This is a genomic window from Streptomyces roseoviridis (assembly GCF_039535235.1).
In the GTDB taxonomy this organism is placed as follows: Bacteria; Actinomycetota; Actinomycetes; order Streptomycetales; family Streptomycetaceae; genus Streptomyces; species Streptomyces roseoviridis.
The window spans coordinates 5,894,876-5,919,199 of record NZ_BAAAWU010000001.1 but is presented as its reverse complement, the minus strand read 5'-3'; the positions used below and the strand labels follow the sequence as shown (position 1 = coordinate 5,919,199).

Annotated in this window: 24 protein-coding genes; 10 read left to right on the top strand and 14 right to left on the bottom strand. The window is 73.0% G+C overall.

All coding sequences use genetic code 11. From position 1 onward, the window contains the following. Position 1 precedes the first annotated feature (1 nt). On the top strand, positions 2–1,318 hold the full coding sequence (locus ABD954_RS26725; protein ID WP_345489701.1) for a CoA transferase: 1,317 nt from the start codon (positions 2–4) through the stop codon (positions 1,316–1,318). On the opposite strand, the gene ABD954_RS26720 is transcribed toward ABD954_RS26725, so the two are convergent. Genes ABD954_RS26720 through ABD954_RS26710 form a run of 3 tightly spaced genes read right to left on the bottom strand, consistent with a single transcriptional unit; the run spans position 1,308 to position 3,949 of the window. Then, positions 1,308–2,351: a zinc-dependent alcohol dehydrogenase family protein gene (locus ABD954_RS26720; protein WP_345489699.1), complete on the bottom strand. Its 1,044-nt coding sequence runs from the start codon at positions 2,349–2,351 to the stop codon at positions 1,308–1,310. The two genes, ABD954_RS26725 and ABD954_RS26720, sit on opposite strands and share 11 nt — an antisense overlap. Positions 2,352–2,363: 12 nt before the next feature. Continuing rightward, on the bottom strand, positions 2,364–3,065 hold the full coding sequence (locus tag ABD954_RS26715; RefSeq protein ID WP_345489697.1) for a lysoplasmalogenase: 702 nt from the start codon (positions 3,063–3,065) through the stop codon (positions 2,364–2,366). Further along, positions 3,062–3,949, bottom strand: a complete 888-nt coding sequence (locus ABD954_RS26710) for a sterol desaturase family protein (RefSeq protein ID WP_345489695.1) — start codon at positions 3,947–3,949, stop codon at positions 3,062–3,064. Before ABD954_RS26710 ends, ABD954_RS26715 begins: the two co-directional genes overlap by 4 nt. 173 nt (positions 3,950–4,122) lie before the next feature. Between ABD954_RS26710 and ABD954_RS26705 the strand changes: the two genes are divergently transcribed. Then, positions 4,123–7,137, top strand: a complete 3,015-nt coding sequence (locus tag ABD954_RS26705; protein WP_382745664.1) for an NACHT domain-containing protein — start codon at positions 4,123–4,125, stop codon at positions 7,135–7,137. Between the two features lie 19 nt (positions 7,138–7,156). On the opposite strand, the gene ABD954_RS26700 is transcribed toward ABD954_RS26705, so the two are convergent. Further along, the gene (locus tag ABD954_RS26700) at positions 7,157–7,870 is read right to left on the bottom strand and encodes a VIT1/CCC1 transporter family protein (RefSeq protein WP_345489691.1); all 714 of its coding nucleotides are present in this window, start codon (positions 7,868–7,870) and stop codon (positions 7,157–7,159) included. A 349-nt stretch (positions 7,871–8,219) separates the two neighbouring features. On the opposite strand from ABD954_RS26700, the gene ABD954_RS26695 reads away from it, so the two are divergent. The 4 genes from ABD954_RS26695 (at position 8,220) to ABD954_RS26680 (ending at position 12,242) form a co-directional block, all read left to right on the top strand. Continuing rightward, positions 8,220–9,194: a DEDDh family exonuclease gene (locus tag ABD954_RS26695; protein ID WP_345489689.1), complete on the top strand. Its 975-nt coding sequence runs from the start codon at positions 8,220–8,222 to the stop codon at positions 9,192–9,194. 53 nt (positions 9,195–9,247) lie between these two features. Beyond that, positions 9,248–9,481: a hypothetical protein gene (locus ABD954_RS26690; RefSeq protein ID WP_078489738.1), complete on the top strand. Its 234-nt coding sequence runs from the start codon at positions 9,248–9,250 to the stop codon at positions 9,479–9,481. An 81-nt stretch (positions 9,482–9,562) separates the two neighbouring features. Then, positions 9,563–10,375, top strand: a complete 813-nt coding sequence (locus tag ABD954_RS26685; protein WP_345489687.1) for an SURF1 family cytochrome oxidase biogenesis protein — start codon at positions 9,563–9,565, stop codon at positions 10,373–10,375. Between the two features lie 64 nt (positions 10,376–10,439). Then, entirely contained in the window at positions 10,440–12,242 is a 1,803-nt protein-coding gene (locus ABD954_RS26680; protein ID WP_345489686.1) for a glycoside hydrolase family 15 protein, read from the top strand. A gap of 61 nt (positions 12,243–12,303) precedes the next feature. On the opposite strand, the gene ABD954_RS26675 is transcribed toward ABD954_RS26680, so the two are convergent. Next, complete coding sequence (locus ABD954_RS26675) at positions 12,304–14,733, bottom strand: LAETG motif-containing sortase-dependent surface protein (protein ID WP_345489684.1); 2,430 nt, start codon at positions 14,731–14,733, stop codon at positions 12,304–12,306. A 170-nt stretch (positions 14,734–14,903) separates the two neighbouring features. Beyond that, the gene (locus ABD954_RS26670) at positions 14,904–15,632 is read right to left on the bottom strand and encodes a DUF6333 family protein (protein WP_345489682.1); all 729 of its coding nucleotides are present in this window, start codon (positions 15,630–15,632) and stop codon (positions 14,904–14,906) included. 59 nt (positions 15,633–15,691) lie between these two features. Between ABD954_RS26670 and ABD954_RS26665 the strand changes: the two genes are divergently transcribed. Next, positions 15,692–16,447, top strand: coding sequence for an SDR family oxidoreductase (locus ABD954_RS26665; RefSeq protein ID WP_345489680.1), 756 nt, complete (start codon positions 15,692–15,694; stop codon positions 16,445–16,447). A gap of 3 nt (positions 16,448–16,450) precedes the next feature. Here ABD954_RS26665 and amaP read toward each other — a convergent pair whose 3' ends face one another. The 5 genes from amaP to ABD954_RS26640 are packed head-to-tail and all read right to left on the bottom strand — an operon-like array spanning position 16,451 to position 18,692. Next, positions 16,451–17,038, bottom strand: a complete 588-nt coding sequence (amaP, locus tag ABD954_RS26660; RefSeq protein WP_345489678.1) for an alkaline shock response membrane anchor protein AmaP — start codon at positions 17,036–17,038, stop codon at positions 16,451–16,453. Positions 17,039–17,042: 4 nt separating this feature from the next. Further along, entirely contained in the window at positions 17,043–17,651 is a 609-nt protein-coding gene (locus ABD954_RS26655; protein ID WP_345489676.1) for a DUF6286 domain-containing protein, read from the bottom strand. Continuing rightward, a complete protein-coding gene (locus ABD954_RS26650; protein WP_382745686.1) occupies positions 17,648–18,004 on the bottom strand; it encodes an Asp23/Gls24 family envelope stress response protein in 357 nt (118 codons plus the stop codon). The genes ABD954_RS26655 and ABD954_RS26650 overlap by 4 nt, the downstream gene beginning before the upstream one ends. 9 nt (positions 18,005–18,013) lie before the next feature. After that, on the bottom strand, positions 18,014–18,205 hold the full coding sequence (locus ABD954_RS26645) for a hypothetical protein (RefSeq protein WP_345489674.1): 192 nt from the start codon (positions 18,203–18,205) through the stop codon (positions 18,014–18,016). Positions 18,206–18,236: 31 nt separating this feature from the next. Continuing rightward, positions 18,237–18,692 (bottom strand): Asp23/Gls24 family envelope stress response protein, encoded by a 456-nt coding sequence (locus tag ABD954_RS26640; RefSeq protein ID WP_345489672.1) that lies wholly within the window; start codon positions 18,690–18,692, stop codon positions 18,237–18,239. A 93-nt stretch (positions 18,693–18,785) separates the two neighbouring features. On the opposite strand from ABD954_RS26640, the gene ABD954_RS26635 reads away from it, so the two are divergent. Then, the gene (locus ABD954_RS26635) at positions 18,786–19,436 is read left to right on the top strand and encodes a hypothetical protein (protein ID WP_345489670.1); all 651 of its coding nucleotides are present in this window, start codon (positions 18,786–18,788) and stop codon (positions 19,434–19,436) included. Between the two features lie 62 nt (positions 19,437–19,498). On the opposite strand, the gene ABD954_RS26630 is transcribed toward ABD954_RS26635, so the two are convergent. The 3 genes from ABD954_RS26630 to ABD954_RS26620 all read right to left on the bottom strand — a co-directional run bounded on the left by ABD954_RS26630 (position 19,499) and on the right by ABD954_RS26620 (position 22,635). Next, complete coding sequence (locus tag ABD954_RS26630) at positions 19,499–20,437, bottom strand: enoyl-CoA hydratase/isomerase family protein (protein ID WP_382745667.1); 939 nt, start codon at positions 20,435–20,437, stop codon at positions 19,499–19,501. A gap of 36 nt (positions 20,438–20,473) precedes the next feature. Next, the gene (locus ABD954_RS26625) at positions 20,474–20,695 is read right to left on the bottom strand and encodes a helix-turn-helix domain-containing protein (RefSeq protein ID WP_043439149.1); all 222 of its coding nucleotides are present in this window, start codon (positions 20,693–20,695) and stop codon (positions 20,474–20,476) included. A 341-nt stretch (positions 20,696–21,036) separates the two neighbouring features. Further along, positions 21,037–22,635: an ABC-F family ATP-binding cassette domain-containing protein gene (locus ABD954_RS26620; RefSeq protein ID WP_345489663.1), complete on the bottom strand. Its 1,599-nt coding sequence runs from the start codon at positions 22,633–22,635 to the stop codon at positions 21,037–21,039. 290 nt (positions 22,636–22,925) lie between these two features. Here ABD954_RS26620 and ypfJ point away from each other — a divergent pair, with 290 nt between their 5' ends. Both ypfJ and ABD954_RS26610 read left to right on the top strand, forming a co-directional pair. After that, entirely contained in the window at positions 22,926–23,816 is an 891-nt protein-coding gene (gene ypfJ, locus ABD954_RS26615) for a KPN_02809 family neutral zinc metallopeptidase (RefSeq protein ID WP_345489661.1), read from the top strand. A 79-nt stretch (positions 23,817–23,895) separates the two neighbouring features. Beyond that, positions 23,896–24,297: a VOC family protein gene (locus ABD954_RS26610; protein WP_345489659.1), complete on the top strand. Its 402-nt coding sequence runs from the start codon at positions 23,896–23,898 to the stop codon at positions 24,295–24,297. The last annotated feature ends 27 nt before the right edge of the window (positions 24,298–24,324 follow it).

Genomic DNA, 24,324 nt, shown 5'->3' with positions numbered 1-24,324 from the left:
CATGGACACCACGGTGCGAACGGGTACGGAGTTGCTGTGGTCGGCCCTGGGCGGCGATCCCGCCCTGGTCGACCGGGTGGAGTACGGGGGGCCTTCGGGACTGCTGGGGGCGCGTCTTCCGGTGATGGACCTGGCCCGGGCGACGGTCGCCGTCTGCTCCCTCGCTGCGGTCGAGCGGGCCGGGCTGCCGGGGCGGGTGCGGGTGGGCGACGGGGCGGTGGCGACGGCCTTCGTGAGCGAGCGTCATCTGCGGGTGGACGGGCGGGCGCCGGTGAGCTTCGCGCCGCTGTCGCGGTTCTGGCGGGCGTCGGACGGCTGGGTCCGCACGCACGCCAACTACCCCCACCACCAGGCGGCGCTGCTCGCCGCTCTCGGCGTCCGCGCCGGCTCCGCCGACGCCGTGGACGCGGTGGCGGCGGCGATCGCCGGACGACGGGCCGTCGAGATCGAGAGCGCGGTGTACGCGGCCGGGGGCCTGGCCGTCGCCCTGCGCGGCCCCGACCAGTGGGCGGCGCACGAGCAGGGCCGCGAGGTGGCGGCCCGGCCGCTGCTGACCCGGGAGCGGCTGGACGAGGCCGCGCCGCGCCGCCGGTCCGGCGGCCCGCTGCGGGTCCTCGACCTGACGCGGGTCATCGCGGGGCCGGTCGCGACGCGGACGCTCGCGCTGCTCGGTGCCGACGTGCTGCGGATCGACCCGCCGGGCAGTCCGGAGCTGCCGGACCAGCACGCGGACGCGGACATCGGCAAGCGGACCGCCGCCCTGGACCTGGACCGGCCCTCGGACCGGCGGACCTTCGACGAACTCCTCGACGCCGCCGACGTGCTGGTGACCGGCTACCGCCCGGGCGCGCTGGACCGTTTCGGCCTCGACCGGCCCGGTCTGGTGACCGCCCGGCTCTCGGCCTGGGGCGACTACGGGCCGTGGGGCGGACGGCGCGGCTTCGACAGCCTGGTGCAGGTGGCGACCGGGATCGCCGTGACCGAGGGGTCCGAGGAGCGGCCGGGAGTGCTGCCGGCCCAGGCCCTGGACCACGGCACGGGCTATCTGCTGGCGGCGGCGGTGCTGCGCTCGCTGACCGAGCGGGACCGGGACGGCGGCAGCCGGCTCGTGCGGCTGGCGCTCGCCCAGACGGGCCACTTCCTCGCGCACGCGCTTCCCCGCCACGAGCCGGAGCGGTACCTGGCGGAGAGGGACGGCCCGCTGGGCCGGCTGCGGTACGCGCTGTCGCCGGTGGCGTACGAGGGCGGTCCGGCCGACTGGTCGCGCCCGCCGGGCGTGGCGGGGGCCGACGAACCGGTGTGGGGCGTCAGGGCTTGACGAGGACCTTGAGGGCGGTGCGCTCGTCCATGGCCCGGTAGCCGCCGGGGACGCCTTCGAGGCCGACGGTCAGGTCGAAGACCGGGGACGGGTCGATGGTGCCGTCGAGGATGTCCGGGAGGAGCTCGGGGATGTAGGCGCGGACGGGCGCGACGCCGCCGCGCAGGGCGATGTTGCGGTCGAACATGACGGAGAGGTCGAGGCCGGTGCCGCTGCCGTGCGGGACGCCGACGTAGCCGATGGAGCCGCCGTCGCGGGTGACGGCGACGGCGGTGCGCATGGACTGCTCGGTGCCGACGGCCTCGATGACGGCGTGGGCGCCGTGGCCTCCGGTGAGTTCGCGCACGGCCGCCTCGGCGGCCTCGCCGCGCTCGGCGACCACGTCGGTGGCGCCGAAGGCGCGGGCGATGTCGGTGCGGGCGGTGTGCCGGCCGAGGGCGATGATCCGCTCGGCCCCGAGCCTGCGCGCGGCGAGGACGCCGCAGAGGCCGACGGCGCCGTCACCGACGACGGCGACGGTGGAGCCCTTGCGGACGCCCGCGCCGAGGGCGGCGTGGTGGCCGGTGCCCAGGACGTCGGAGAGGGCCAGGAGCGCGGTCAGCAGGTGGTCGTCGGAGGCGGCGTCGGCGGGCAGCTTCACCAGGGTGCCGTCGGCGAAGGGGACGCGGACGGCCTCGCCCTGGCCGCCGTCGGAACCGGCCGAGCCCCAGAAACCGCCGTTGGGGCAGGAGGTCTGGAGGCCCTCGGCGCAGTAGTCGCAGGTGCCGTCGGACCAGACGAAGGGGGCGACGACGAGGTCGCCGGGCTTCAGGCCGCGCACGTCGGCGCCGGCTTCCTCGACGATCCCGAGGAACTCGTGTCCGATGCGCTGGCCCGGGGTACGGGCGGACTCGCCGCGGTAGGCCCACAGGTCGCTGCCGCAGATGCAGGCGCGGACCACGCGGACGACGGCGTCCGTGGCGTCCCGCACCACGGCGTCGGGCACGTCTTCCACGCGCATGTCGAAGGGGGCGTGGATGGTGGTGGCGCGCATGGGTCCTCGCTGTCAGACGGTCGTACGGCGTTCACCGTACCCCGTGCGCAGGGCGCCCTCGGTCAGCAGGAACTGCGCCGCGATGTAGGTGAGCATGACCCAGAGGTCGGGGACGGGCGGCTGCGGCCAGTCGGCGACACCGGTGGCGATGAGGGTGTCGGACAGCAGGAACAGCGCGCCGCCCGCGCCGGCGAGGAGGCCGAGGGAGCTCGCCCGGTAGGCCATCGCGGTGAGCAGCAGGGAGTAGCCGGCGACCGGGACGCGCAGTTCGGCCGGCAGGTCGGGCCAGAGGGCGGTCACGGTGCCGGCGAGGGCGGCGGCGTAGAGCGCGCCGAGAGCCGGGGAGGTCCGGCGCCGGCCGAAGAGGACCAGGTAGCAGACGTGTCCGGCGGCGAAGGAGCCCATGCCGACGAGGAAGGCCCAGTCCGCGTCGAGGAGGAGGAAGACGTCGCCGCCCCAGCCGAAGAGCAGCGCGACGGTGAGGAGCCTCGGGCCGCCGCGGGCGACCGCGTACGCGGCGAGCAGCGGCATCAGGAGGGGCTTGGCGATCCGGTGGCCGAGCTCGGCGCCGGCGAGCAGGGAGACCAGGTCGACGGCGGCGGCCAGGAGGAAGGCGCCGAGGAGGAGGCGTGCGGCGCGGGAGGCGCGCGGGCCACGGGGGTCCTCGGCGGCGGGGGCGGTCGCGGGCGCCGGGGCGCGGTCGGGCCGGCTCATGCGGCGGGCTCGGGTGCGGTGCCGCCCTGGGTGCCGCCGGCCTTGGGCTGCTCGGGGCCCGGCTGCCAGCCGGGCCCGCGGAACAGCCGCCCGCCGCGCTCGCGCCAGCTGCGCGCGGCCTTCAGGTCGCGGGCGATGGCGGCGTACTCGTGGGTGGCGACCCGCAGCGGGTTGTAGGTCTCGATGTTCTTGGTGAGGCCGTAGACGGGTTTGTCGGTCTCGGGCACGAAGGAGCCGAACATCCGGTCCCAGACGATGAGGATGCCGCCGAAGTTGCGGTCCAGGTAGCCGCCCTGGGAGGCGTGGTGGACGCGGTGGTGCGAGGGGGTGTTGAGGACGAACTCGAAGGGCCGAGGCAGCTTCCCGACCCGCTCGGTGTGGATCCAGAACTGGTAGACGAGGTTGACCGAGTAGCAGAACGCCACGGCGGCCGGGTGCACCCCGAGCGCGATCATCGGCAGGTAGAACGGCCACGAGGTGAGGCTGGTCCAGGGCTGTCGCAACGCGGTGGTGAGGTTGAACTTCCGGCTGCTGTGGTGCACGACGTGACAGGCCCACAGGATCCGGACGACGTGGTGCCCGCGGTGCTGCCAGTAGTAGCAGAAGTCCTGGGCGAGCAGCATGAGCGGGATCGTCCACCACAGCACGGGCACCCGCAGTGGCGTCAGCTCGTAGACGGCGGTGTAGATCGCGACGACCGGGATCTTCCACAGCGCGTCGAAGACGAGACTCCCCAGCCCCATCCCGATGCTGGTGGCGGCGTCCTTCGTCTCGTACCCGGCGGCGTCCTCGTCCGGGTGGATCCGGTAGCTGACCATCTCCAGGACGGTGAGCAGGACGAACGCCGGTATGGACCAGAGCACGACATCGGGCAGGTTCGGCATGCGGACGACGGTAGGCGCGAGGGGCGGGCGCGGCTAGACGTCGTTACCGACAAGTATGCGAGACGGCTTGTCAGCAAGCTTTGGCACCTTCCGACAAGACGTGGCGGCGTACGATCGCGGGGCGCATCGAGGGTGGGGGAGGAACTGGCTTGCAGGGTCTGGAAGTTGCGCTTGTGCGCCTCGCAGGGACAGTGCTGGGGTCCGTCGTGCGGTCCGTCGCCACGCCGAGGAAGGGAGCGGGCCTCGTCCCCTCCCCCGTCCGACCGCTTCTTCCCCGGCCCGCAGGACCGGACCGTCTGGCCAAGGTCCTCGGCGGACGGCTCGTGGAGCGGTACGGGACGCTGCCCGAGCACGAACGGCTGGCGGCTGTCGACGGGGTACGGGACGCCTTCGCGGCGGCGGGCCCGATCGACGCGGACCGGTTGTTCGCCGCCGGCCTCGATCCGGCGCGGCTGCAGGGCGAGCTGCGTTCCCCCGACCCCGGCCTCTCCGGCAGGACCCTGGATCTCTACGACGAGCTGCTCGAACTGTGCTGCGCCCACCTGGTGGAGCAGCACACCGCCGATCCGTCCTTCCCGGCCCGGGCTGCCGTGGAACAGCTGCGGACGGCGGACCGCACCCGGGACGCGGTGGAGTCCCTGGCCTCGGACCGGCCACGGCCGGAGGCGGAGGCCCTCGCCTTCGAGGAGCGGTACGCGCGGTACGTGGCGGCGACGCACGGCCGGCTTGAACTCTTCGGTCTGACGCTGGGGCGCTCGGCGCGCGAGTGGCCGCTGGACACGGCGTACATCAGCCTGGCGGTGAGCGGGGACGCGGGACCGGAGGCAGCCGCCCACGGCTTCGCGCGCACGGGGCCGGTCGCGGTCACCACGGAAGTGGCGCTCACCACCACCGACCGGTTGCTGCTGCGTGGCCCCGCCGGATCCGGGAAGAGCACGCTGGTGCAGTGGCTGGCCCTGAACGCCGCCCGCCGCTCCTTCTCCGGCGAGCTCACCGACTGGAACCGCTGTGTGCCGTTCGTGCTGCGGCTGCGCGCCTTCACCTCGTCGGACACGCTGCCCGTGCCCGAGGACTTCCTCAGGGCGACCGGGGTACCGCTGAGCGCTCCGAGCGGCTGGGCCGAGGAGCTCCTCACGAGCGGTCGCGCCCTGGTCCTCGTCGACGGGGTGGACGAGGTGCCCGTACGGCTCCGGCAGCGGACCGAGACCTGGCTGAAGGGACTGGTGACGGCCTTCCCCCGGGCCCGGTACGTGGTCACGACCCGCCCGTCGGCGGTCCCCGAGGAGTGGCTGTCCCGGCAGGGTTTCGTCCCGCACACCCTGCTGCCGATGGACCGGGACGGCATCCGCGCCTTCCTGGCGCACTGGCATGCCGCCGCCCGGCTCGACGACCCGGACGACGAGGCGCTCGCCGCCTACGAGACCTCGCTGCGCCAGGCCGTCGCCGCCCGCCGGGACCTCGGTCGGCTCGCCACCAACCCGCTGATGTGCGCGCTGCTGTGCGCCCTGAACCGCGACCGGCGGATGCAGCTCCCGCGCGCGCGGAAGGAGCTGTACGACGCCGCCCTCGACATGCTGCTCGTGCGCCGGGACACGGAGCGCGAAATCTGCGGTGTCGAGGGGGTCGACCTGACCCGCGAGGAGCAGACGGCCCTGCTCCAGCGGCTCGCGTACTGGCTGATCCGCAACGGACAGGTCGAGACCGACCGCGGCGAGGCGGAGGAGATGGTCGCGGAGTGGCTGACCGCCATGCCGCAGGTCAAGGAGGCGCCCGAGCAGGTCTTCACCCACCTGCTGATCCGCAGCGGACTGCTGCGCGAACCGGCGCAGGGCTCGGTGGGCTTCGTGCACCGCACGTTCCAGGACTACCTGGGCGCGAAGGCGGCGGTCGAGGCCCGCGACTTCGGCGTCCTCGTGAAGAACGCCCACGACGACACCTGGGACGACGTGGTGCAGATGGCCGTGGGCCACGCGCGCGTGGAGGAGCGGGTCCGCCTCCTGAAGGGACTGCTGCGCCGCGCGGACCGGGCGCCGAGGCTGCGTGACCGCCTGGTGCTGCTGGCGGCGGCGTGTCTGGAGCACGCGCCGGAGTTGGATCCGGAGGTCCGGAGGGAGGTCGGGGAGCGGACCAGGGTGCTCGTGCCGCCGCGATCGTTCCGGCAGGCGGAGGAGCTGGCCAAGGTGGGGGAGCTCGTCCTGCCGCTGCTGCCGGGCCCCGACGGGCTGTCGGAGCAGGAAGCCGAGGCCGTGGTGCGGACGGCGGCCGTCGTCGGCGGCGACGCCGCCCTGCAGGTGGTCGCGCGGTTCCGAGGTGACCGGCGGAGCACCGTGGGCTTCCAGCTCGGTGCCTCCTGGTCCTCGTTCGACCCGGTGGAATACCTGGAGGCCGTCCTCAGCGACCCCGCCGCCGCCGAGTACCACCTCTCCGTGCGGAACGCCGAGCAGCTCGCGCTGCTGCCCCGGCTGCCCGCCTTCCGTGAGCTCACCCTCTGGGGCGACCACGGTCTTCCGGAGCCTGTACTGCGGCACGACGCGCTCACCTATCTCCACCTCGGCGAGAACGACCGGCTGCACGACCTGGCCCCGCTGCGCCGCCTTCCCCGTTTGCGGACTCTGAGCCTCAGCCGTTGCCGCCCGCTCGGCGACCTCTCGTCGCTGGCCGGGCTGCCGTTGACCAGCCTGCATCTCTACGATCCGCCGGACGGCACCGCGCTGTCCACGCTGTCCTACCTCCCGGATCTACGACACCTGACGGTGAACTACCTGCCCCCGGAAGGGGCGGCGGGGGACCTTCCCTTCGGCCCGGCGCTCACCGGTCTCGGTCTGTTCCACCACGCGAGCACGGTCCGGCTCGACGGCATCGAGAACTGGCCGGAGCTGAACTGGCTCTCCGTGTCGGGCGCGGCCCAGTGGGCCCAGCTGCAACAGATGTCCCTGGGCTCACCCCTGCGGACCCTGCAGATCCTCGGCGTCGACGACCTCGACCTCTCAGGGGTGCTGCCGCACCAGGGGCTGAGGGAACTCTGGATCGGTCGGTGCCCGGGCGTGCGGGGCCTGGAGGCCCTCGCCGAACTGCCCGAGCTCGCCCTCGTGCGGTTCTCGTTCTGCGGCCTGCCGGGCGGGCGCCCTCCCGGCATCCCGGAGCGGATCCAGGTCAAGGTCCACGAAGAGGACATCACCTACCTCTGATCCCCTCCCCCCTCCCCCGTCACACCCCCGCCGCCCCCAGCAGCGTCCCCGCCCCGTACGTCACCGCCATCGCCAGCGCGCCGCCCGCCGTGTTGCGCAGGACGGCTCGGGTCGGTGGGGCGGCGCCCAGGCGGGCGGAGGACCAGCCGGTGAGGGCGAGGGCGGCGAGGACGGAGGCGACCGTGATCCAGAGGCGGTGGGCGGCCGGGGGCAGCACGATCGCGAGCAGGGGGAGCAGGGCGCCCGCGGTGAAGGCGAGGAAGCTGGCGCCGGCGGCGTGCCATGGGTTGGTCAGGTCGTCGGGGTCGATGCCCAGCTCCACGCGCGCGTGGGCGCGCAGGGCGTCGCGTGCGGTGAGCTGTTCGGCGGCCTCGCGGGCGACGTCCGGGGTGAGGCCGCGGGCGGCCAGGAGCTCGGTGAGTTCGGCGAGTTCGGCCTCGGGCCGCTCGCGCAGGTCACGGCGCTCCTGGGCGAGGGCGGCCTTCTCCGAGTCACGCTGGGTGGACACCGAGACGTACTCCCCCGCCGCCATGGACATCGAGCCGGCGAGCAGGCCCGCGAGGCCGGCGGTGAGCAGGGTGGAGCGGGACTCGGTGGCGCCGGCGACGCCGACGACCAGGCCCGCGGTGGACACGATTCCGTCGTTGGCTCCGAGCACGGCGGCCCGGAGCCAGTTGAGCCGGGTGCCCAGGCCGCCGCCGTGGGCCTCGTCGTGTGCGGGGGCTTCAGTCACTCCAGGAGGTTCGCATCCGGTGTCCCACCGGACAGGGAACGACCCGCCCGGGGTCGACGGCCGGACTGGTCGCGCGTCGGCGACGTGGGGGCGGGCGGCAATCGCGGCCCCAGGTGCGCGGGGGGAGTTGGGGATCGGTCCGGTGGCGCGCGGCGCACCGGGCCTGCGCCGCGCGCCGCGCGGACGGCTGCGCTGGTCGCGGGGGCTCGCGAACCGGGCCTGCCGGAACGCGCGTTGCCGCTCGCCGGGCGCGCCCCGCTCCGTGGGGCCGGACCTCGGCGCGGCGGCCGGATCCGGCCGCCGGGGGGAGACCGGTGGACCGGGATGTCGGTGGCGGCCCGTATTCTCAGTGACCATGCTCGACGACCGTACGACAGCAGCGACGTGGCCGGCCGCCTACCCACAGGGGTACGCGGTCGTCGACGTGGAGACCACCGGCCTCGCCCGCGACGACCGGATAGTGTCGGCTGCCGTCTACCGGCTCGACGCGCAGGGGAACGTCGAGGACCACTGGTACACCCTCGTCAATCCCGAACGCGATCCGGGACCGGTGTGGATCCACGGGCTCACCAGTGACGTCCTGGAGGGCGCGCCGCTGTTCCCCGAGATCGCCGACGAGTTCGCGGCGCGGCTCGACGGGCGGGTGCTGGTCGCGCACAACGCGATGTTCGACTGGCAGATGATCGCCCGGGAGTACGCGCGGGCGAAGAGCACCGCGCCCGTGCGGCAGCGGCTGTGCACCATCGCGCTGTCCAAGGAACTGTCGTTGCCGCTGCCCAACCACAAGCTGGAGTCGCTGGCCGCGCACTTCGGCGTGGTGCAGCAGCGGGCGCACCACGCGCTCGACGACGCCCGGGTCCTGGCGGAGGCGTTCCGCCCGAGTCTGCACGCGGCCGCCGAGCGGAACGTGCGACTGCCGCTGCTGGAGTGCCGGCCGCTGACGGAGTGGGTGCCGGGGCCGGAGCGGCCGCGGATCGGCCATCAGGCCGCGTACCAGGCGAACAGCTGGCGGCCCTCGCGCAAGCGGCCGGCGTGCCCGTATCCCAACCCGGGCCGTTATGAATCAGACAAACCACTCAAGCAGGGCATGCGGGTGGCGTTCTCCGGCGACACCTCCGTCGACCGCGAGCTCCTGGAGGACCGCACGGTCGAGGCCGGGCTGCACGTGGCGAGCAGTGTGTCGCGGCTCACCAGCCTGCTCGTCACCAACGACCCGGACGCGGCCACCTCCAAGACGGTCAAGGCGAAGGCGTACGGCACCCCGATCGTCGACGAGGCCGCGTACGCCCAACTGCTGCGGGATGTGACCCCGGCAGACGGGTGACGGCCGGGCGCGCCGCCCGCCCTTCGCCCGCGCGTGGCCGCACCCTGTGGCGCATGGCACGTTGTGAGGTCTGCGGAAACGATTACGGCATGTCCTTCGAGGTGCACGCGCAGGGCGCGGTGCACGTCTTCGACTGCTTCGCCTGCGCCATCCACCGCATGGCGCCCATCTGCGAGCACTGCCGGGTCCAGATCATCGGGCAGGGCGTCGAGGTGGAGGGCAGCTGGTACTGCGGCGGCCACTGCGCGAGGGCGGAGGGGAAGGTGGGCATCGTCGACAAGGTGTGACGAAACGATCCTCTGGCCGGTCGCCCCGGCGACCGGAACCCCCGTGCGTGCACCCCGCGACACCGGATGTACCGTCGTGGGGTGTACCGCTTCCTGTTGTCCCGGCAGTGGGTGATCCTCACCCTCGTGGCCCTCGCCCTCATCCCCGTGATGATCGAGCTGGGCTTCTGGCAGTTCCACCGGCACGAACGCCGGGTCGCCCAGAACGCCCTGATCGCGGACAACCTCGCGGCGAAGCCCGTCCCGGTCGAGGAGCTCACCTCCCCCGGGCACACCGTCGCGCGCGCCGACTACTGGCGTCACGTCACCGCCACCGGGACCTTCGACACCGCGCACGAGGTCGTGGTGCGGCGCCGGGTCTCGGCCGACGAGCGGGTCGGCGTGCACGTGCTCACCCCGCTCGTCCTGAAGGACGGCAAGGTCGTCCTCGTCAACCGCGGCTGGATCCCGGCGGCGGGCAACCAGCGCGACTACCCCGAGGTGCCCCCCGCGCCCAAGGGCGAGGTCACCGTCACCGGACGCCTCATGGCCGACGAGACGACCGGCGCCAGCGGCATCAAGGACCTCAAGGGCCTGCCGGACCGTCAGGTGATGCTGGTCAACAGCGCCCAGCAGGCCGCGCTGCTCGGCCGTACCGTCCTCGGCGGCTACATCCAGCAGACCGCGCCCGAACCGGCCGGCGGCTCCCCCGAGCTGATCCCCGTCCCCGACCACGACTCGATCGGCGCGCACATGGCGTACGCCGTCCAGTGGTGGCTGTTCGCCGCGGGCGTCCCGATCGGCTGGGTGGTCCTGGCCCGGCGCGAGAAGCGGGACCGGGAGACGGCGGCCCGCGAGGCGGAAGAGGCGGAAGAGGCGGGCGGGACCCCGGAGCCGGCCACCGCCTCCGTGTGAGGGGTCCGTCACCCCCACCCCCCGAACTGATTGACCACCGCCGCTGGCGGGAACAGCCCAAAGCGTGACGCAACGTATCGACGACTACGCCCTGATCGGGGATCTCCAGACCGCCGCCCTCGTCGGCCGAGACGGGTCGATCGACTGGCTGTGTCTGCCCCGCTTCGACTCCGCCGCCTGCTTCGCCTCCCTCCTCGGCGACGAGGACAACGGCCACTGGCGGATCGCCCCCAAGGGCGCCACCACGTGCACGAGCCGCCGCTACGCCGAGGACACCCTCGTCCTGGAGACCTTCTGGGAGACGCGGACCGGCACCGTCAAGGTCGTCGACTTCATGCCGCAGCGCGACAAGGCGCCCGACGTCGTCCGGATCGTGGAGGGCGTCAGCGGGACCGTGGAGATGAGCGCGGTGCTGCGGCTGCGCTTCGACTACGGCTCGGTCGTGCCGTGGGTGCGCCGCTGCGACGGCCACCGGGTCGCCGTCGCCGGACCGGACTCCGTGTGGCTGCGCAGCGAGCCACCGGTGAAGACCTGGGGCCAGCAGTTCGGCACCTGGTCGTCCTTCAGCGTCAGCGCCGGCGAGCAGGTCGCGTTCGTCCTCACCTGGCACCCCTCCCACGAGCCGCGCCCCGCCCTCGTCGACCCCTTCGAGGCCCTGGAGCACTCGCTCGCCGACTGGCGCGCATGGGCGGGCCGCTGCACCTACCGGGGACCCTACCGGGACGCGGTGGTGCGCTCCCTGATCACCCTCAAGGCCCTCATCTACGCCCCCACCGGCGGCATCGTCGCCGCGCCCACCACCTCCCTGCCCGAGGAGCTCGGCGGGGTGCGCAACTGGGACTACCGGGCCTGCTGGCTGCGCGACTCCTCCCTCACCCTGGGCGCGCTGCTGTCGGCCGGGTACGTCGAGGAGGCGGCCGCCTGGCGCGACTGGCTGCTGCGCGCGGTGGCCGGCGACCCGGCCGACCTGCAGATCATGTACGGGCCGGCCGGGGAGCGCCGACTGCCCGAGACGACGCTGCCGTGGCTGCGCGGCTACGCCGACTCGGCGCCGGTGCGGATCGGGAACGCGGCCGTGGAGCAGCTCCAGATCGACGTGTACGGCGAGGTGATGGACTCGCTGTACCGGGCGCGGGAGGCCGGGATCCCGCCGGAGCGGCACGCCTGGAACCTCCAGCTGAGCCTGCTGGGCTTCCTGGAGTCGACCTGGCGCGAGCCCGACGAGGGGCTGTGGGAGGTGCGCGGTCCGCGTCGCCACTTCGTGCACTCCAAGGTGATGGCGTGGGCGGCGGCCGACCGGGCGGTGCGCACCCTGGAGGAGGACCCCTCGCTGCCGGGGGACCCGGCGCGCTGGCGTGCGATGCGGGACGAGATCCACGCGGAGGTGTGCGAGAAGGGTTACGACCCGGTGCGCAACACCTTCACGCAGGCGTACGGATCGCTGGAGCTGGACGCGGCGACGCTGCTGATCCCCCGGATCGGGTTCCTGCCGCCCGAGGACCCGCGCGTGCTCGGCACGGTGGAGGCGGTGCGCAGGGAGCTGATGGACGGCGGCTTCGTGCGCCGGTATTCGACGGCGGGCGCCTCGGTGGACGGTCTTCCGGGCGAGGAGGGCACGTTCCTGGTGTGCTCGTTCTGGCTGGCGGACGCGCTGCTGCTGACGGGCCGGCCGGAGGAGGCGCGGGAGCTGTTCGAGCGGCTGGCGGGGCTGTGCAGCGATCTGGGGCTGCTCGCCGAGGAGTACGACCCGGCGTCGGGGCGGCAGCTGGGGAACTTCCCGCAGGCCTTCAGCCACATCGGTCTGGTGGGCACCGCGCTCGCGCTGGCCGAGGCGGACGACGAGCGGGGCCCCGCCCTCACCGAGTGAGAGCGGGGCCCCGCGAGCGTACGGCCGGTTCGGCCGGTGGCCGGTCAGCCGGGGTGGCGGATCAGCCGGTGGTGGAGCGGCGACGGCGCATCCACCAGACCAGGCCCGCGCCGGCGGCGATCACCGCGGCGGCCACGCCGGCGATGGTGCCGACGGGCGTGTCGGATCCGGTGTCGGCGAGGTCGCCGCCGGGGCGTCCCGGGCTCTGGCTGGGCGCCGGCGTCTGGCTCTGCGACGGCCGGTCCGTCGGGGTGGGTTCCCCGGTCGGCTTCGGTGTCGTGGGCGTCGGCGTGGGGGTGGGCGTCGGCGTCGGGGTGCCGCCGCTGGTGTCGCCGGAGGAGTCACCGCCGATGTAGAGGATGTCGGTGTCCCGGTAGGAGGTGTCGTCCGCCTGCATCGAGGTCCGCGTGGTGGTGTCGAGCGTGCGGTTCTCGGTGTCGAAGCGGACCTTGGTGATGTTCTTCTTGGGCTGCCGGGAGAAGTCGACGCCGCCGACGATGTACACCCTGACGCCGTGGTCGGTGTCGATGTCGTAGGTGAACTCGCCCTCGATGTAGATCTTCCGGTAGCGCTGGAAGAGCTCGTCCTTGTCCCACTTCTCGTTCGGGGCGCGCAGCGGCCACTTGCTCACGTCACCGCTGTTGATGATCGGGCGGAAGTCGCTCTCCTTCTTCGCGTCCTGCTGCCGGATCCACTCGGCGGCCACCCGGGAGGTGTAGACGCGGCGCAGGTCGGCGTACTGCGGAGCGGTGTTGATCATCTTCTCGACCTCGGGCACGATCATCGAGTCGACGACCTTCTGCGCGGCCTTGATCTCCTCGGGGCCGGGGTCGCAGATCGGCTCGCCCGGTCCCTGGGTGACGGTCTTCTGCGCGGTGGACTTCAGCGCCAGCGGGGCGTCCAGGATGTAGATGCCGCCGTCCTGCTCGCGGACCTGGGCGGGCTTGGGCTCGATCCAGTTGCGCAGGCCCGGCATGCACGGGTTGCCGTTCTCCTTGGGCAGTGCCGCCCAGTACCGCTTGCCGAGGTCCGTCTTGGGGTCCATGGCCTTGTAGAAGTCGTGCTTCATCCGCAGGTCCGCCTCGAGCAGCACCCGGCCGGCGTCGGTGGAGGCGAACTTGGCGTCCATGACGCGGTGGGGCTCGTCCGGGTTCAGGTTGACCCAGAACTTGTCCGGCGTGAGCGCCAGCCAGGTGAAGAGGGCGTCGGAGGCGAGCTGCATCGACGCCTGGCCGCCGAAGCCCGGGTTCTCGTCCGGGTCGGGCATCATGTCGGCCTTCATCGAGTACTGCATGCCCTTGCCCTTGGCGAGGCCGCCGACGTAGCGCAGTTCGAGGGTGGTGAAGTCCACGCCGCCCGGGCCGCCGCGCGGCAGGGTGCCGCGGGTGTCGAGCCGGCGGGCCTCGGCCTGGATCTGCTTCGCCTCGTTCGCGGTGCGGCCGGAGCCGTTGATCCGGTCGTTGAGCGGACCGCGGGTGCCGCAGCTGCTCGCGGCCGCGAGCCGGGGCTGTCCGGCCGGGCCGCCCTGGCAGCCGGGGGCGAACCAGGTGTCGTAACGGGAGTAGCCGCGGATGGGCTTGGTCTGCGGGATGGCGTTGTACTGCCGCTGGAAGCCGCGGACCTGGTTCTTCTTGCCCGGGCGCATCTGCTCGACGTCACGGTTGAAGTCGTCGATCAGCTTGCGCTGCTTGGCGTCGAAGTTCTTGGCGCCGGAGTAGCGGAAGGTGTGGTCGGGCATCGACCGGGCGATGACGCGGTCGTTGCCGAGCTGCTTCTTGGTGAGGGTGCTGTTCGACTTGAACTCGTTGAATTCCTTGGTGCGCTGGTTGTACGCGTCGAACTTGCGCGTCGCGATCTTCTTGCCGTTCTCGTCGAAGATCTCGACGTAGACCTCGCACAGCCAGTCGGGGCCGATCAGCCGGAAGTCCCGGACGAGCCGCGCTTCGAAGGCGGCTCCCTTGTTGAGGTTGATCTCGTTGCGGATGTACGTCTTGTCGAACCAGCGCTCGAAGCTCTGCGAGCGCTGCTTCTCCAGGTAGCGGGCGTAGATCTCCATCGCCTTGTCGGCGGGATCGTTGGTCTTCGCCGCCTGCTCTTTCCACGCCTCGACGTTCTTCTTCGGGTCCCCGGGGACCTTGGAGAGCGCCTTGGTCTTCTCGGCGGCCGTCGGGGCCTTGAGCCCGTCGAAGGCCTTGCCGGGCAGCGGGTAGTTGAAGTTCTTGGGGTCGCCGCCCCACTTGTCGAAGTTGGTGCCGGGCGCCGTGGGGAAGCCGGAGTTGACCGGCGTCGTGCCGTACGCCTTGCCCAGGTGCTTGGTGTCGCAGCGCTTGCCCGTGCCGGGCTTCAGCCTCGCCGTGGTGGGCACGGCGGCACTGTCCTCGACCGGCACACCGGGCAGTCCGGTGAGGGTGACGGCCCCGGCGAGGCCGAGCGCGGCCGCGAACCGCGCGACCAGCCGCCATCGCCGGGGTGTGCGTATCGCCCTGTTCAAGTGTCGAGCCTTCCCTCGTGGTGGGGGCCGTGAGGGGGATGAGGGGCGGCGCGTGAAGCCCCCGTGACATGACGCCGCCCCGGATTTTCACCCTAGCCCCCGGCACTGACAGAGATGGCAGGGTCATGCCTACGACGGCGTGTCAATTCGGCGAAGATCAGGGCGGGTTGTCACACATCCGGAAGGAAGAGCTCCTCCATGCGCCGCGTGTAGGAGGCGGTGTGCCGGACCCGGAAGGCGCTCACGCGCGGCTGCGGCAGCGCCCACGGATCGGCGTCCCCCAGGGCCAGGGAGACGAGGTCGGCCCACTCCACCTCCTCGGGCTCCGCGTCCAGGTCGAGGTCGGCGTCCTCCAGCATCTCCTCCGTGATCCCGAGCGCGGCGGTGACCTCGTACGGATCGCCGGTCAGTTCCCACGGATCCGAGCCGGGCCAGCCGGAGGCGTGGAACAGGGTGCCGTCGGGCAGCCACACGAGGTCCTCGGTGTGGGAGTCGCCCGGGTCGAAGGAGACCCGGCCGAAGATCCTGGCGTCGGGGAACCGCTCGCGCAGTTTCCGCGCCTCGTACAGCAGCGGCTCGTCGTTGCCGTCGTCGGCGAGCGCGAGGTCGCTGATGCCGAGGACGTGCCCCCACGCCCCGGCCAGGACCACGTCGAGGTCGGCCCGTTCGGCCGGATACGGCGGGGCCTCGATCGCCCCCCGGGGCTCCAGCTCCTCCAGCACCTCCTCCACCGTGCCGAAGGCGAGCGCCAACTCCCGCGCGCGTGCGGGATCATTGGCCGGGAAGCCGCCCGAGTCCACGGTGAACGGGGGCAGCAGGATCGTGAGGTCGCACCGGCCGAGCGCGCCGTGCACCATGCGGTCCGGCGGCGAGGTCCAGTGGTCGGTGAGGTCAGTCATGCCGCACACCGTACGGGTGTCCGAGGCCCGTCCGCGGGACGGCGACCTAGAATCGGGCCATGGATCTTGGGCTGAAGGACCGTGTGTACGTCGTGACCGGCGCGACCCGAGGGCTCGGCCGGGCTTCCGCCGAGGCGCTGCTCGCGGAGGGCGCGAAGGTGCTGCTCACCGGGCGCGAGGAGGAGACGGTCGCGCGGGCGGCGGCCGCGCTCGGACCCGACGCGGCCGGCGTGGCCGCCGACAACGCCGACCCGGGGGCCCCGGCCCGGCTGATCGCTCAGGCGCGGAGCCGGTTCGGCGGCTTCGACGGCATCCTCATCAGCGTGGGCGGCCCGGCGCCGGGCTTCGGCGCCGACAACACCGACGAGCAGTGGGCGAGCGCCTTCGACACGGTGTTCCTGGGCGCGGTGCGCCTGGCCCGCGCGGCGGCGGAGGCGCTGCCGGAGGGCGGGGTCATCGGCTTCGTGCTGTCCGGCTCGGTGCACGAGCCGATCCCGGGTCTGACCATCTCCAACGGGCTGCGCCCCGGTCTGGCCGGTTTCGCCAAGTCCCTGGCGAACGACCTGGGGCCGCGCGGGATCCGGGTGGTGGGTCTGCTGCCGTCGCGGATCGACACCGACCGGGTGCGCTCGCTGGACGCCATGTCCGGGGACGCCGACGCGGCCCGTGCGGCGAACGAGGCGGCGATTCCGCTGCGCCGCTACGGCACCCCGGAGGAGTTCGGCCGCACGGCCGCGTTCCTGCTCTCGCCCGCCGCCTCTTATCTCACCGGTGTGATGCTCCCGGTGGACGGCGGTGCCCGCAGCGGCTTCTGAGGCTCAGGCCACCCGCCGGGCCCGGTGCTTCACGGCCCGCAGCCGGGCCTCGGTGGGCAGGGCTTCGAGGCCCGCCGAGGTACGGGCGTTGCCGAGGGCCTTGTCGGAGAGGGCGGCCAGGGCGTCGCCCGGGGAGGCGTACGGCTCCAGGAGCAGGGCGACCCGGGTGCGGGGCGCGGCGCGGTTGCCGGTGAGCGCGACCCGGGCCCTGGCCACGCCGTCCTGGGCGAGCGCATCGGCCTCCAGGACCGCCTCCAGGGCCCGGCCGCGCACCACTGCCTCCTCGCCGTCGCCGCTGTCGACGAGCACCTCGCGGAGCCGGGCCCGCCGGAACTGGGCGATCAGCCACCACAGGGTGAGCAGCACGACGAGGCCGAGCAGGGCGATGACCGCCGGCCACCACCAGCCCTCGCCGCGCCAGTGCTGCCGCTCGGAGCGGCTGAGCAGCACGTCGCCGGGGCCGGACCACGGCCACCAGGACGGGACGGACAGGCCGAGGCCGGCGGCGAGCACGGCTCCGCCGACGACGAGGAGCAGCAGGCCGACGAGGGCCAGCACGATCCTGTTGACGCGCCGCAGTACGCGGGTCATCCCGTCACCCCTTCCTGGGCGGCCTGGACACCCGTACCGTCAGGACCGGCGGGTGGGCGAGGCCGAGTTCGTCGATGCCGCCGGCGAGGACGGTCTCCAGGTCGCGGCGCACGTCGTCGAGTTCCCGGAAGTGGGAGACGGCCCGCGCGGTGGCCTTGGACCGCCCCACCCTGACGCGGACGGACTGGACGCCGGACACCTCCATGGCGCGGTCGCGCAGGGCCAGCGCGGCGGCCTCCCGGTCGAGTCCGGCGCGGACGTCGGGGTGCTCGTGGCGCATGGGCAGGACGGTCCGCAGACCGGGGGTGAGCGCGAGGAGCAGCAGCCAGACGCCGAGGAGCACGGCGAGGGCCGCTGCGGCCAGCGCCCAGGCGTTGTCGGTGGTGCGGGTCGCGAGGTCCTCGGCGAGCGAGCGGCGCCAGGCCATGGCGCCGCGGTCCGCGCGGACGGCGGCGATGTCGTACAGCAGCAGCCCCGCTCCGCCGAGGACGAGGGCGGCGAGGATCGCCGCGGGGATCCGCCGGACGGCCCAGAACCGGCGCCCGGCGCCCCTCGGTGGTGCCTCGTGCTCGTCCTCGTTCAGCACGGGTACGGTCTCGGTCGCGCCGCTCATGCCAGTCGCCCCCGTTTCCTCTGGTGCGCGGTGTGCGCCGAGTGCAGGCGTTCCACGTGCACCGCGACCTCGTGGACTTCGATGCCGGCGAGTTCCTCGACCCGGCGGCGGACCCGCCCGCGCACGGCGCCGCACTGGCGGCCGATGTCGGACGGGTAGTCGAGTTCGAGGCTCACCGAGACCCGGGCGGCGTCACGGTGGACGACCACCGAGGCGTGCGGGGCGGAGCCCTCCGCGGGGACGGCGTCCAGCGCCTCGCGGGCCGCCTGGGCGGCGATCTTCGCGACGACCCGGTCGGCGATCGTGGTCGCTCCCCGGGCGGCGGCCCCCACCCGGTCCTTCACCAGCTCCACCACCCCGGGTCACCGCCGCCGTTCGCCGCGCTCGCGACCCCGGAAGAGGTCGCCGGGTTCCAGGTCGCCGTCCAGGAACCGACCGGCGACGAAGCCGATCGCTCCCAAGGCCGCGACCAGGACGAACGCGCCGAAGCCGCCGAAATACCCGGCGAAGCCGAGCGCCATGCCGGCCACCAGGCCGATCACCGCCATGCTCATGCTGAGCCCTTTCCGTTCGTCACGTCGCCTGCTACTGGAGCCGGCTCTCCGGCTCTTCTTCCTCTTCGTCCGGGAGCTTGACGTCGCTGACCGCGATGTTGACCTCGACGACCTCCAGGCCGGTCATGCGCTCGACCGCGGCGATGACGTTCTCTCGCACGGCGCCCGCGACATCGGAGATGGAGACGCCGTAGTCGACGACGATCTCCAGGTCGAGCGCGGTCTGCACCTCGCCGACCTCGGCCTTGACGCCCCGGGTCACGCCGGATTTGCCGCCGCCACCGCCGGGGACGCGGTCCCGGACGGCGCCCAGGGTGCGGGAGATCCCGCTGCCCATGGCGTGGACGCCGACGACGTCGCGGGCGGCCAGGCCGGCGATCTTCTCGACGACGCCGTCGGCGATCGTGGTCCGGCCCCGGGAGGCGGGATCTCCGCCGCCCCGCTTGGTGACCGGGTTCTGCTGGTCGGAGTGCACGCTGTCAGCCATCGTCACTCGTCCCTTCCGTGAAGGTTCAGCCTTATTCGCCCACATTAAGGGCGCTTGCCCGAGTTCGCGTCGGGGATGCGGCAGGCTGGTGCAATGACGACGGCTGAGGTGTGGCGCACGACGGACCGGCTGCTGCCGCTGGGGGAAGCGGCGGACGGGGCGTGGATCGCCGAACAGGCAGTACGGACGCTGCTGACGACGGCAGCGCACGGCGTACGCGGAGTGGTCCCGGACCGCCCGCGCTTCCGGCTCGCGGACTCCTCCGCGGAGCCTGTCTTCCCCGTCCCCCCGGGCGGGCTCCCACCCGGCGGACTCCGCGTGTCCCTGGACTTCGCGGCGGTGACGGGCCGGCCGCTCCCCCAGCTCGCGAGCCGGCTGCGGGCCGCGCTCCTCGACGCGGCGGAGGGCACCCTGGGCCTCGCGGTGGCCGAGGTGAACCTGCGGATCACGGACCTGCTGGACGCGGCGCCGGATTCCCCGCCGGCCCCTCCGCCACCCGGGCGAACCTCCCCACCGGCCCCCGACGACCCGGCCGCCCTGGCGGCCCTCGGCGCCCCGGGGGTGGCCGCCCTGACCGACGCCTTCGGCGCGCCCGTCGTCCGCACGCCGGCGGGCATCCGCGTCGAGGTCGCGGTCACGGGCGGACACCACCCCCTCACGGTCACCCGGGCGGTCCGCACGGCCGTCGCGGCAGCGGCGCCTGGAGCGGCGACGGTCACGGTGGTGGTGTCGGAACTGCGGTGACCACCGCGGTGATCGGCCGGCCCGTACGCGCGCGAGCGGGCCGGCTCCTCCCTGGGCGGGTCTCAGTCCCCGAGCCCCGCCAGGTCGCGCAGACGGCGTGCCTGCGCGGCCCGCTCGGCGACGCGCTGGTCCTCGTAGGAGCGGCCGGAGGCGCCCTGGAGCAGGGCCTTGGTCTCGATGACGGCGGAGCGCGGCGCGGCGAGCAGGGCGGCGCTGAGGTCGCGTACGGCGCTGTCGAGTTCGGCGGCGGGCACGGCGAGGTTGGCGAGGCCGATGCGCTCGGCCTCGTCGGCGTGGACGAAGCGTCCGGTGGCGCAGATCTCGAGCGCGCGGGCGTAGCCCACGAGGGAGACCAGCGGGTGGGTGCCGGTGAGGTCCGGCACGAGGCCCAGGCTGGTCTCGCGCATGGCGAACTGCACGTCGTCGGCGACGACCCGCAGGTCGCAGGCGAGGGCCAGCTGGAAGCCGGCGCCGATGGCGTGGCCCTGGACGGCGGCGATCGACACGATGTCGCTGCGGCGCCACCAGGTGAAGGCGTCCTGGTACTCGGCGATGACGGCGTCGAGGTCCTCGTCGGATCCCCGGGCCATGTCGAGGAAGGACGGCTCTCCGTCGAAGCCCTCGGGCGTGAACGCCTGTCGGTCGAGGCCCGCGGAGAAGGACTTGCCCTCGCCGCGCAGGACCACGATCCGCACGCTGCCCGGCAGTGACCGTCCGGCTTCCGTCAACGCCCGCCACAGAGCGGGAGACTGGGCGTTGCGCTTCGCCGGGTTGGTCAGGGTCACCGTGGCAACGGCGTCCTCGACGGTGAGCCGTACACCGTCCTTGTCGATGACGAGCTCTCCGAGCTGTCCGTGCTCTTCGCGCTCTTCGTGCTTGTCGTGCTCAGAGTCGTGGAGCGAAGTCATGGGGCGCCTCCGGTTCCGGTGCAGCACTGCATCCGATGCTAAGTGACTGCACAGTAACCACCCGGTCGGCCTCACGGCCGACCGGGTGGCCACCGAGAGACCCGGTGGCCCGATCGAGCCGCCCCGATGTCAGGCCGAGGGCGCCTTCTTGCCCCGTGTCGCTCCGCCGCGTCCGCGCAGCGTGACTCCGGACTCGCTGAGCATCCGGTGGACGAATCCGTAGGAGCGGCCGGTTTCCTCGGCCAGCGCCCGGATGCTCGCACCGGAGTCGTACTTCTTCTTCAGGTCTGCCGCGAGCTTGTCGCGCGCGGCGCCGGTCACCCGGCTGCCCTTCTTCAGAGTCTCGGCCACCCGTGCCTCCTCATGGGAAGTGCGCTCTGGACTTCTCATGATCACCCCTCCCGGACGTCCTGGCCACCCATTCGACAAGGTCCGTGCCATTCGCTTGGCGTGAGCGGCCGCCGCCGCCACGACCGGAATTGATCATTCCGCCTGTCGCCGCGCCGCCGCCGACGTCCACCGGAACGGGAACCCCCAGGTCAGCGCCGCGCCGCGGAAACCGGAGCGGCGCGGCCCCTGACGGAAGGATTCCGCAGGGGCCGCGCCGGAGGTACCAGACGCACTCACTCAGATGAAGGATCACCCATGAGCCGAATGATCCAGCCCGGCATGATCCATCCGGGCGGGCAGGGTCAGGCCAGGGCCACCAGGTCCGCGTAGTCCGCGCCCCACAGGTCCTCCACACCGTCCGGCAGCAGGATGATCCGCTCCGGGTCGAGCGCCTCGACGGCCCCCTCGTCGTGGGTGACGAGCACGACCGCGCCCTTGTAGGTGCGCAGCGCGCCGAGGATCTCCTCGCGGCTGGCCGGGTCCAGGTTGTTGGTGGGCTCGTCGAGGAGGAGGACGTTCGCGGAGGAGACGACCAGCGTCGCCAGCGCGAGCCGGGTCTTCTCGCCGCCGGAGAGCACCCCGGCCGGCTTGTCGACGTCGTCGCCGGAGAACAGGAAGGAGCCGAGCACCTTGCGGACCTCGACGAGATCGAGGTCGGGTGCGGCCGAGCGCATGTTCTCCAGGACCGTGCGCTCGGGGTCGAGGGTCTCGTGCTCCTGGGCGTAGTAGCCGAGCTTGAGGCCGTGACCGGGGGTGACGGTGCCGGTGTCCGGCTGCTCGACGCCGCCGAGGAGCCGGAGCAGGGTGGTCTTGCCGGCACCGTTGAGGCCGAGGATGACGACCCGGGAGCCCTTGTCGATGGCCAGGTTCACATCGGTGAAGATCTCGAGGGAACCGTAGGACTTGGACAGGCCCTCCGCCGTGAGCGGGGTCTTGCCGCAGGGCGCGGGGTCCGGGAAGCGCAGCTTGGCGACCTTGTCGGAGACCCGCACGGCCTCCAGGCCGGAGAGCAGTCGCTCGGCCCGCTTGGCCATGTTCTGCGCGGCGACGGTCTTGGTGGCCTTGGCGCGCATCTTGTCGGCCTGGGAGTTGAGGGCGGCGGCCTTCTTCTCGGCGTTCTGCCGCTCGCGCTTGCGGCGCTTCTCGTCGGCCTCGCGCTGCTGCTGGTAGAGCTTCCAGCCCATGTTGTAGACGTCGATCGCGGCGCGGTTGGCGTCCAGGTAGAAGACCTTGTTGACGACGGTCTCGACCAGGTCGACGTCGTGGGAGATCACGATGAAGCCGCCGCGGTAGGACTTGAGGTAGTCGCGCAGCCAGACGATGGAGTCGGCGTCGAGGTGGTTGGTGGGCTCGTCCAGGAGCAGGGTGTCGGCGTCCGAGAAGAGGATCCGGGCCAGCTCGATGCGGCGGCGCTGACCGCCGGAGAGGGTGTGCAGCGGCTGGGCGAGGACCCGGTCGGGCAGCCCCAGGGCGGCGGCGATGGTGGAGGCCTCGGCCTCGGCCGCGTACCCGCCCTTGGTGAGGAACTCGGTCTCCTGGCGCTCGTACTGCTTGAGGGCCTTCTCCCGGGTGGCGCCGCTGCCGGTGGCGATGCGCTCCTCGTTCTGCCGCATCTTGCGGATGAGGACGTCGAGGCCGCGGGCGGACAGGATGCGGTCGCGGGCGAGGACGTCGAGGTCGCCGGTGCGCGGGTCCTGCGGGAGGTAGCCGACCTCGCCGGAGCGGGTGATGGTGCCGCCGGCGGGCTGGCCCTCGCCCGCGAGGCACTTGGTGAGGGTGGTCTTGCCCGCTCCGTTGCGGCCGACGAGGCCGATGCGGTCGCCCTTGGCGACGCGGAAGGAAGCGGACTCGATGAGGACGCGGGCGCCGGCGCGCAGCTCGATGCCGGAAGCGGTGATCACGGACAGACTCCAGGGCGGTGGGAAACGGCGGAAGGACGGCTGGACGGGGCTTCGACGCCGCTAATGCACGGGGAGAATGGCCATGCGGCCAGTCTAACGGCCCCCTGCAACTGCTTTTGGGCCACAGATCTCCGGCAGGGCGATCGGGGCGTTTCCCACCCCTTCCGGAACGTCCGCCGTGAAGCCCCGCACGGGCCCCTCCGCACGCCGAGGCGGCCGCCGGTGCCCGCAAAAGGGGTGGAAGCGCCCGGACTCCCCGATACTCGGCAGAAACGCGGAGGGCGGTGGACATGCAGTTCGACGACGACGCCAACCTGGACACCTCGGAGGTCAAGGACGTCCGGGGCAGCCGCATCCCGGGCGGCAGAGCCACCGTCGGAGGCGGGATCGCCGGCGTCATCGCCCTGATCCTGGGCCTGCTGTTCGGTGTCGGCCCCGAGCAGCTCGGCCTGTCCTCCGACGGCGAGGATCCGGTCGCGACCTCCTCCTCGGCCGCCCGGGTGGAGCAGACCTGCCGGAAGGGCTCGGACGCGAACACCCGCGAGGACTGCCGGATCGTGGCCGTCGTCAACAGCGTGCAGGACTTCTGGCGGGCGGAGTACCAGCGGCGCGGCGGGCGGTACGGGGACGCCCCGACCGTGATGTTCAGCGGGCGGGTCGCCACCGCCTGCGGCACGGCGACCTCGGCGGTCGGCCCGTTCTACTGCCCCGGCGACCGGCAGGTCTACCTCGACCTGGACTTCTTCGAGGAGCTGCGCACCCGGTTCGGCGCGACCGGCGGACCCTTCGCGCAGGCGTACGTGGTGGCGCACGAGTACGGCCACCACGTGCAGAACCTGACGGGGACGCTGGCCCGCGCCCAGGACGGCCGCAGCGGCGCGGCCTCGGGCGCCGTCCGGGTGGAGCTGCAGGCCGACTGCTACGCGGGCGTGTGGGCCCGGCACGCCACCACCACACCGGACGACAGGACCGGGCGTCCGCTGCTCACGCGGCTCACGGACGACGACATCCGCGACGGCCTGGACGCGGCGGGCGCCGTGGGCGACGACCGGATCCAGGAGCGCTTCCAGGGCCGCGTGACGCCGGAGAACTGGACGCACGGCTCCGCGGCGCAGCGGCAGCAGTGGTTCCGCACGGGCTACACCACGGGCGACATGGCGCGCTGCGACACCTTCGGGTGACGGCGTGCGGGGTCGGCGGCGGCTGCCGGACGGAGACCCGGAACCGAGATCCGGGTCACATCGAGAGGAAGTGATCAGGATGGCTGAGGCACCCGACATCTGTCCGACGCTGACGTACGACGACGCCAAGGGCGCGATCAGACTGCTCACGGAGGCGTTCGGATTCACCGCGGACGCCGTGTACGAGGGCGAGGACGGCCGCGTGGTGCACGCCGAGCTGTCCTACGGGAACGGGACGGTGATGCTCGGCAGCAAGGGCACGGGCAGCGAGTTCGACAAGCTGATGGCGGGCGCAGGCCCGGTCGGCGTCTTCGTCCACGTGACCGACGTGGACGAGCACCACGCCCGTGCCGTGGCGCACGGCGTCGAGATCGTGATGCCGCCGACCGACCAGGATTACGGCTCGCGGGACTACATGGCCCGCGACGCCGAGGGCAACGTCTGGAGCTTCGGGACGTACACCCCCGGCGCGGCGGGATAGGGACCGGCCGGTCGTCGGGACCGGCCG

Excerpts from the sequence above, each read along its gene's own strand:
- ABD954_RS26710 (WP_345489695.1), bottom strand. The coding sequence starts at position 3,949 with ATGCCGAACCTGCCCGATGTCGTGCTCTGGTCCATACCGGCGTTCGTC.
- ABD954_RS26690 (WP_078489738.1), top strand. The coding sequence starts at position 9,248 with ATGGCACGTTGTGAGGTCTGCGGAAACGATTACGGCATGTCCTTCGAG.
- ABD954_RS26655 (WP_345489676.1), bottom strand. The coding sequence starts at position 17,651 with ATGAGCGGCGCGACCGAGACCGTACCCGTGCTGAACGAGGACGAGCAC.
- ABD954_RS26640 (WP_345489672.1), bottom strand. The coding sequence starts at position 18,692 with ATGGCTGACAGCGTGCACTCCGACCAGCAGAACCCGGTCACCAAGCGG.
- ABD954_RS26715 (WP_345489697.1), bottom strand. The coding sequence starts at position 3,065 with ATGAGCCGGCCCGACCGCGCCCCGGCGCCCGCGACCGCCCCCGCCGCC.
- ABD954_RS26635 (WP_345489670.1), top strand. The coding sequence starts at position 18,786 with ATGACGACGGCTGAGGTGTGGCGCACGACGGACCGGCTGCTGCCGCTG.
- ABD954_RS26720 (WP_345489699.1), bottom strand. The coding sequence starts at position 2,351 with ATGCGCGCCACCACCATCCACGCCCCCTTCGACATGCGCGTGGAAGAC.
- ABD954_RS26610 (WP_345489659.1), top strand. The coding sequence starts at position 23,896 with ATGGCTGAGGCACCCGACATCTGTCCGACGCTGACGTACGACGACGCC.
- ypfJ (WP_345489661.1), top strand. The coding sequence starts at position 22,926 with ATGCAGTTCGACGACGACGCCAACCTGGACACCTCGGAGGTCAAGGAC.
- ABD954_RS26645 (WP_345489674.1), bottom strand. The coding sequence starts at position 18,205 with ATGAGCATGGCGGTGATCGGCCTGGTGGCCGGCATGGCGCTCGGCTTC.
- ABD954_RS26725 (WP_345489701.1), top strand. The coding sequence starts at position 2 with ATGGACACCACGGTGCGAACGGGTACGGAGTTGCTGTGGTCGGCCCTG.
- ABD954_RS26665 (WP_345489680.1), top strand. The coding sequence starts at position 15,692 with ATGGATCTTGGGCTGAAGGACCGTGTGTACGTCGTGACCGGCGCGACC.
- ABD954_RS26670 (WP_345489682.1), bottom strand. The coding sequence starts at position 15,632 with ATGACTGACCTCACCGACCACTGGACCTCGCCGCCGGACCGCATGGTG.
- amaP (WP_345489678.1), bottom strand. The coding sequence starts at position 17,038 with ATGACCCGCGTACTGCGGCGCGTCAACAGGATCGTGCTGGCCCTCGTC.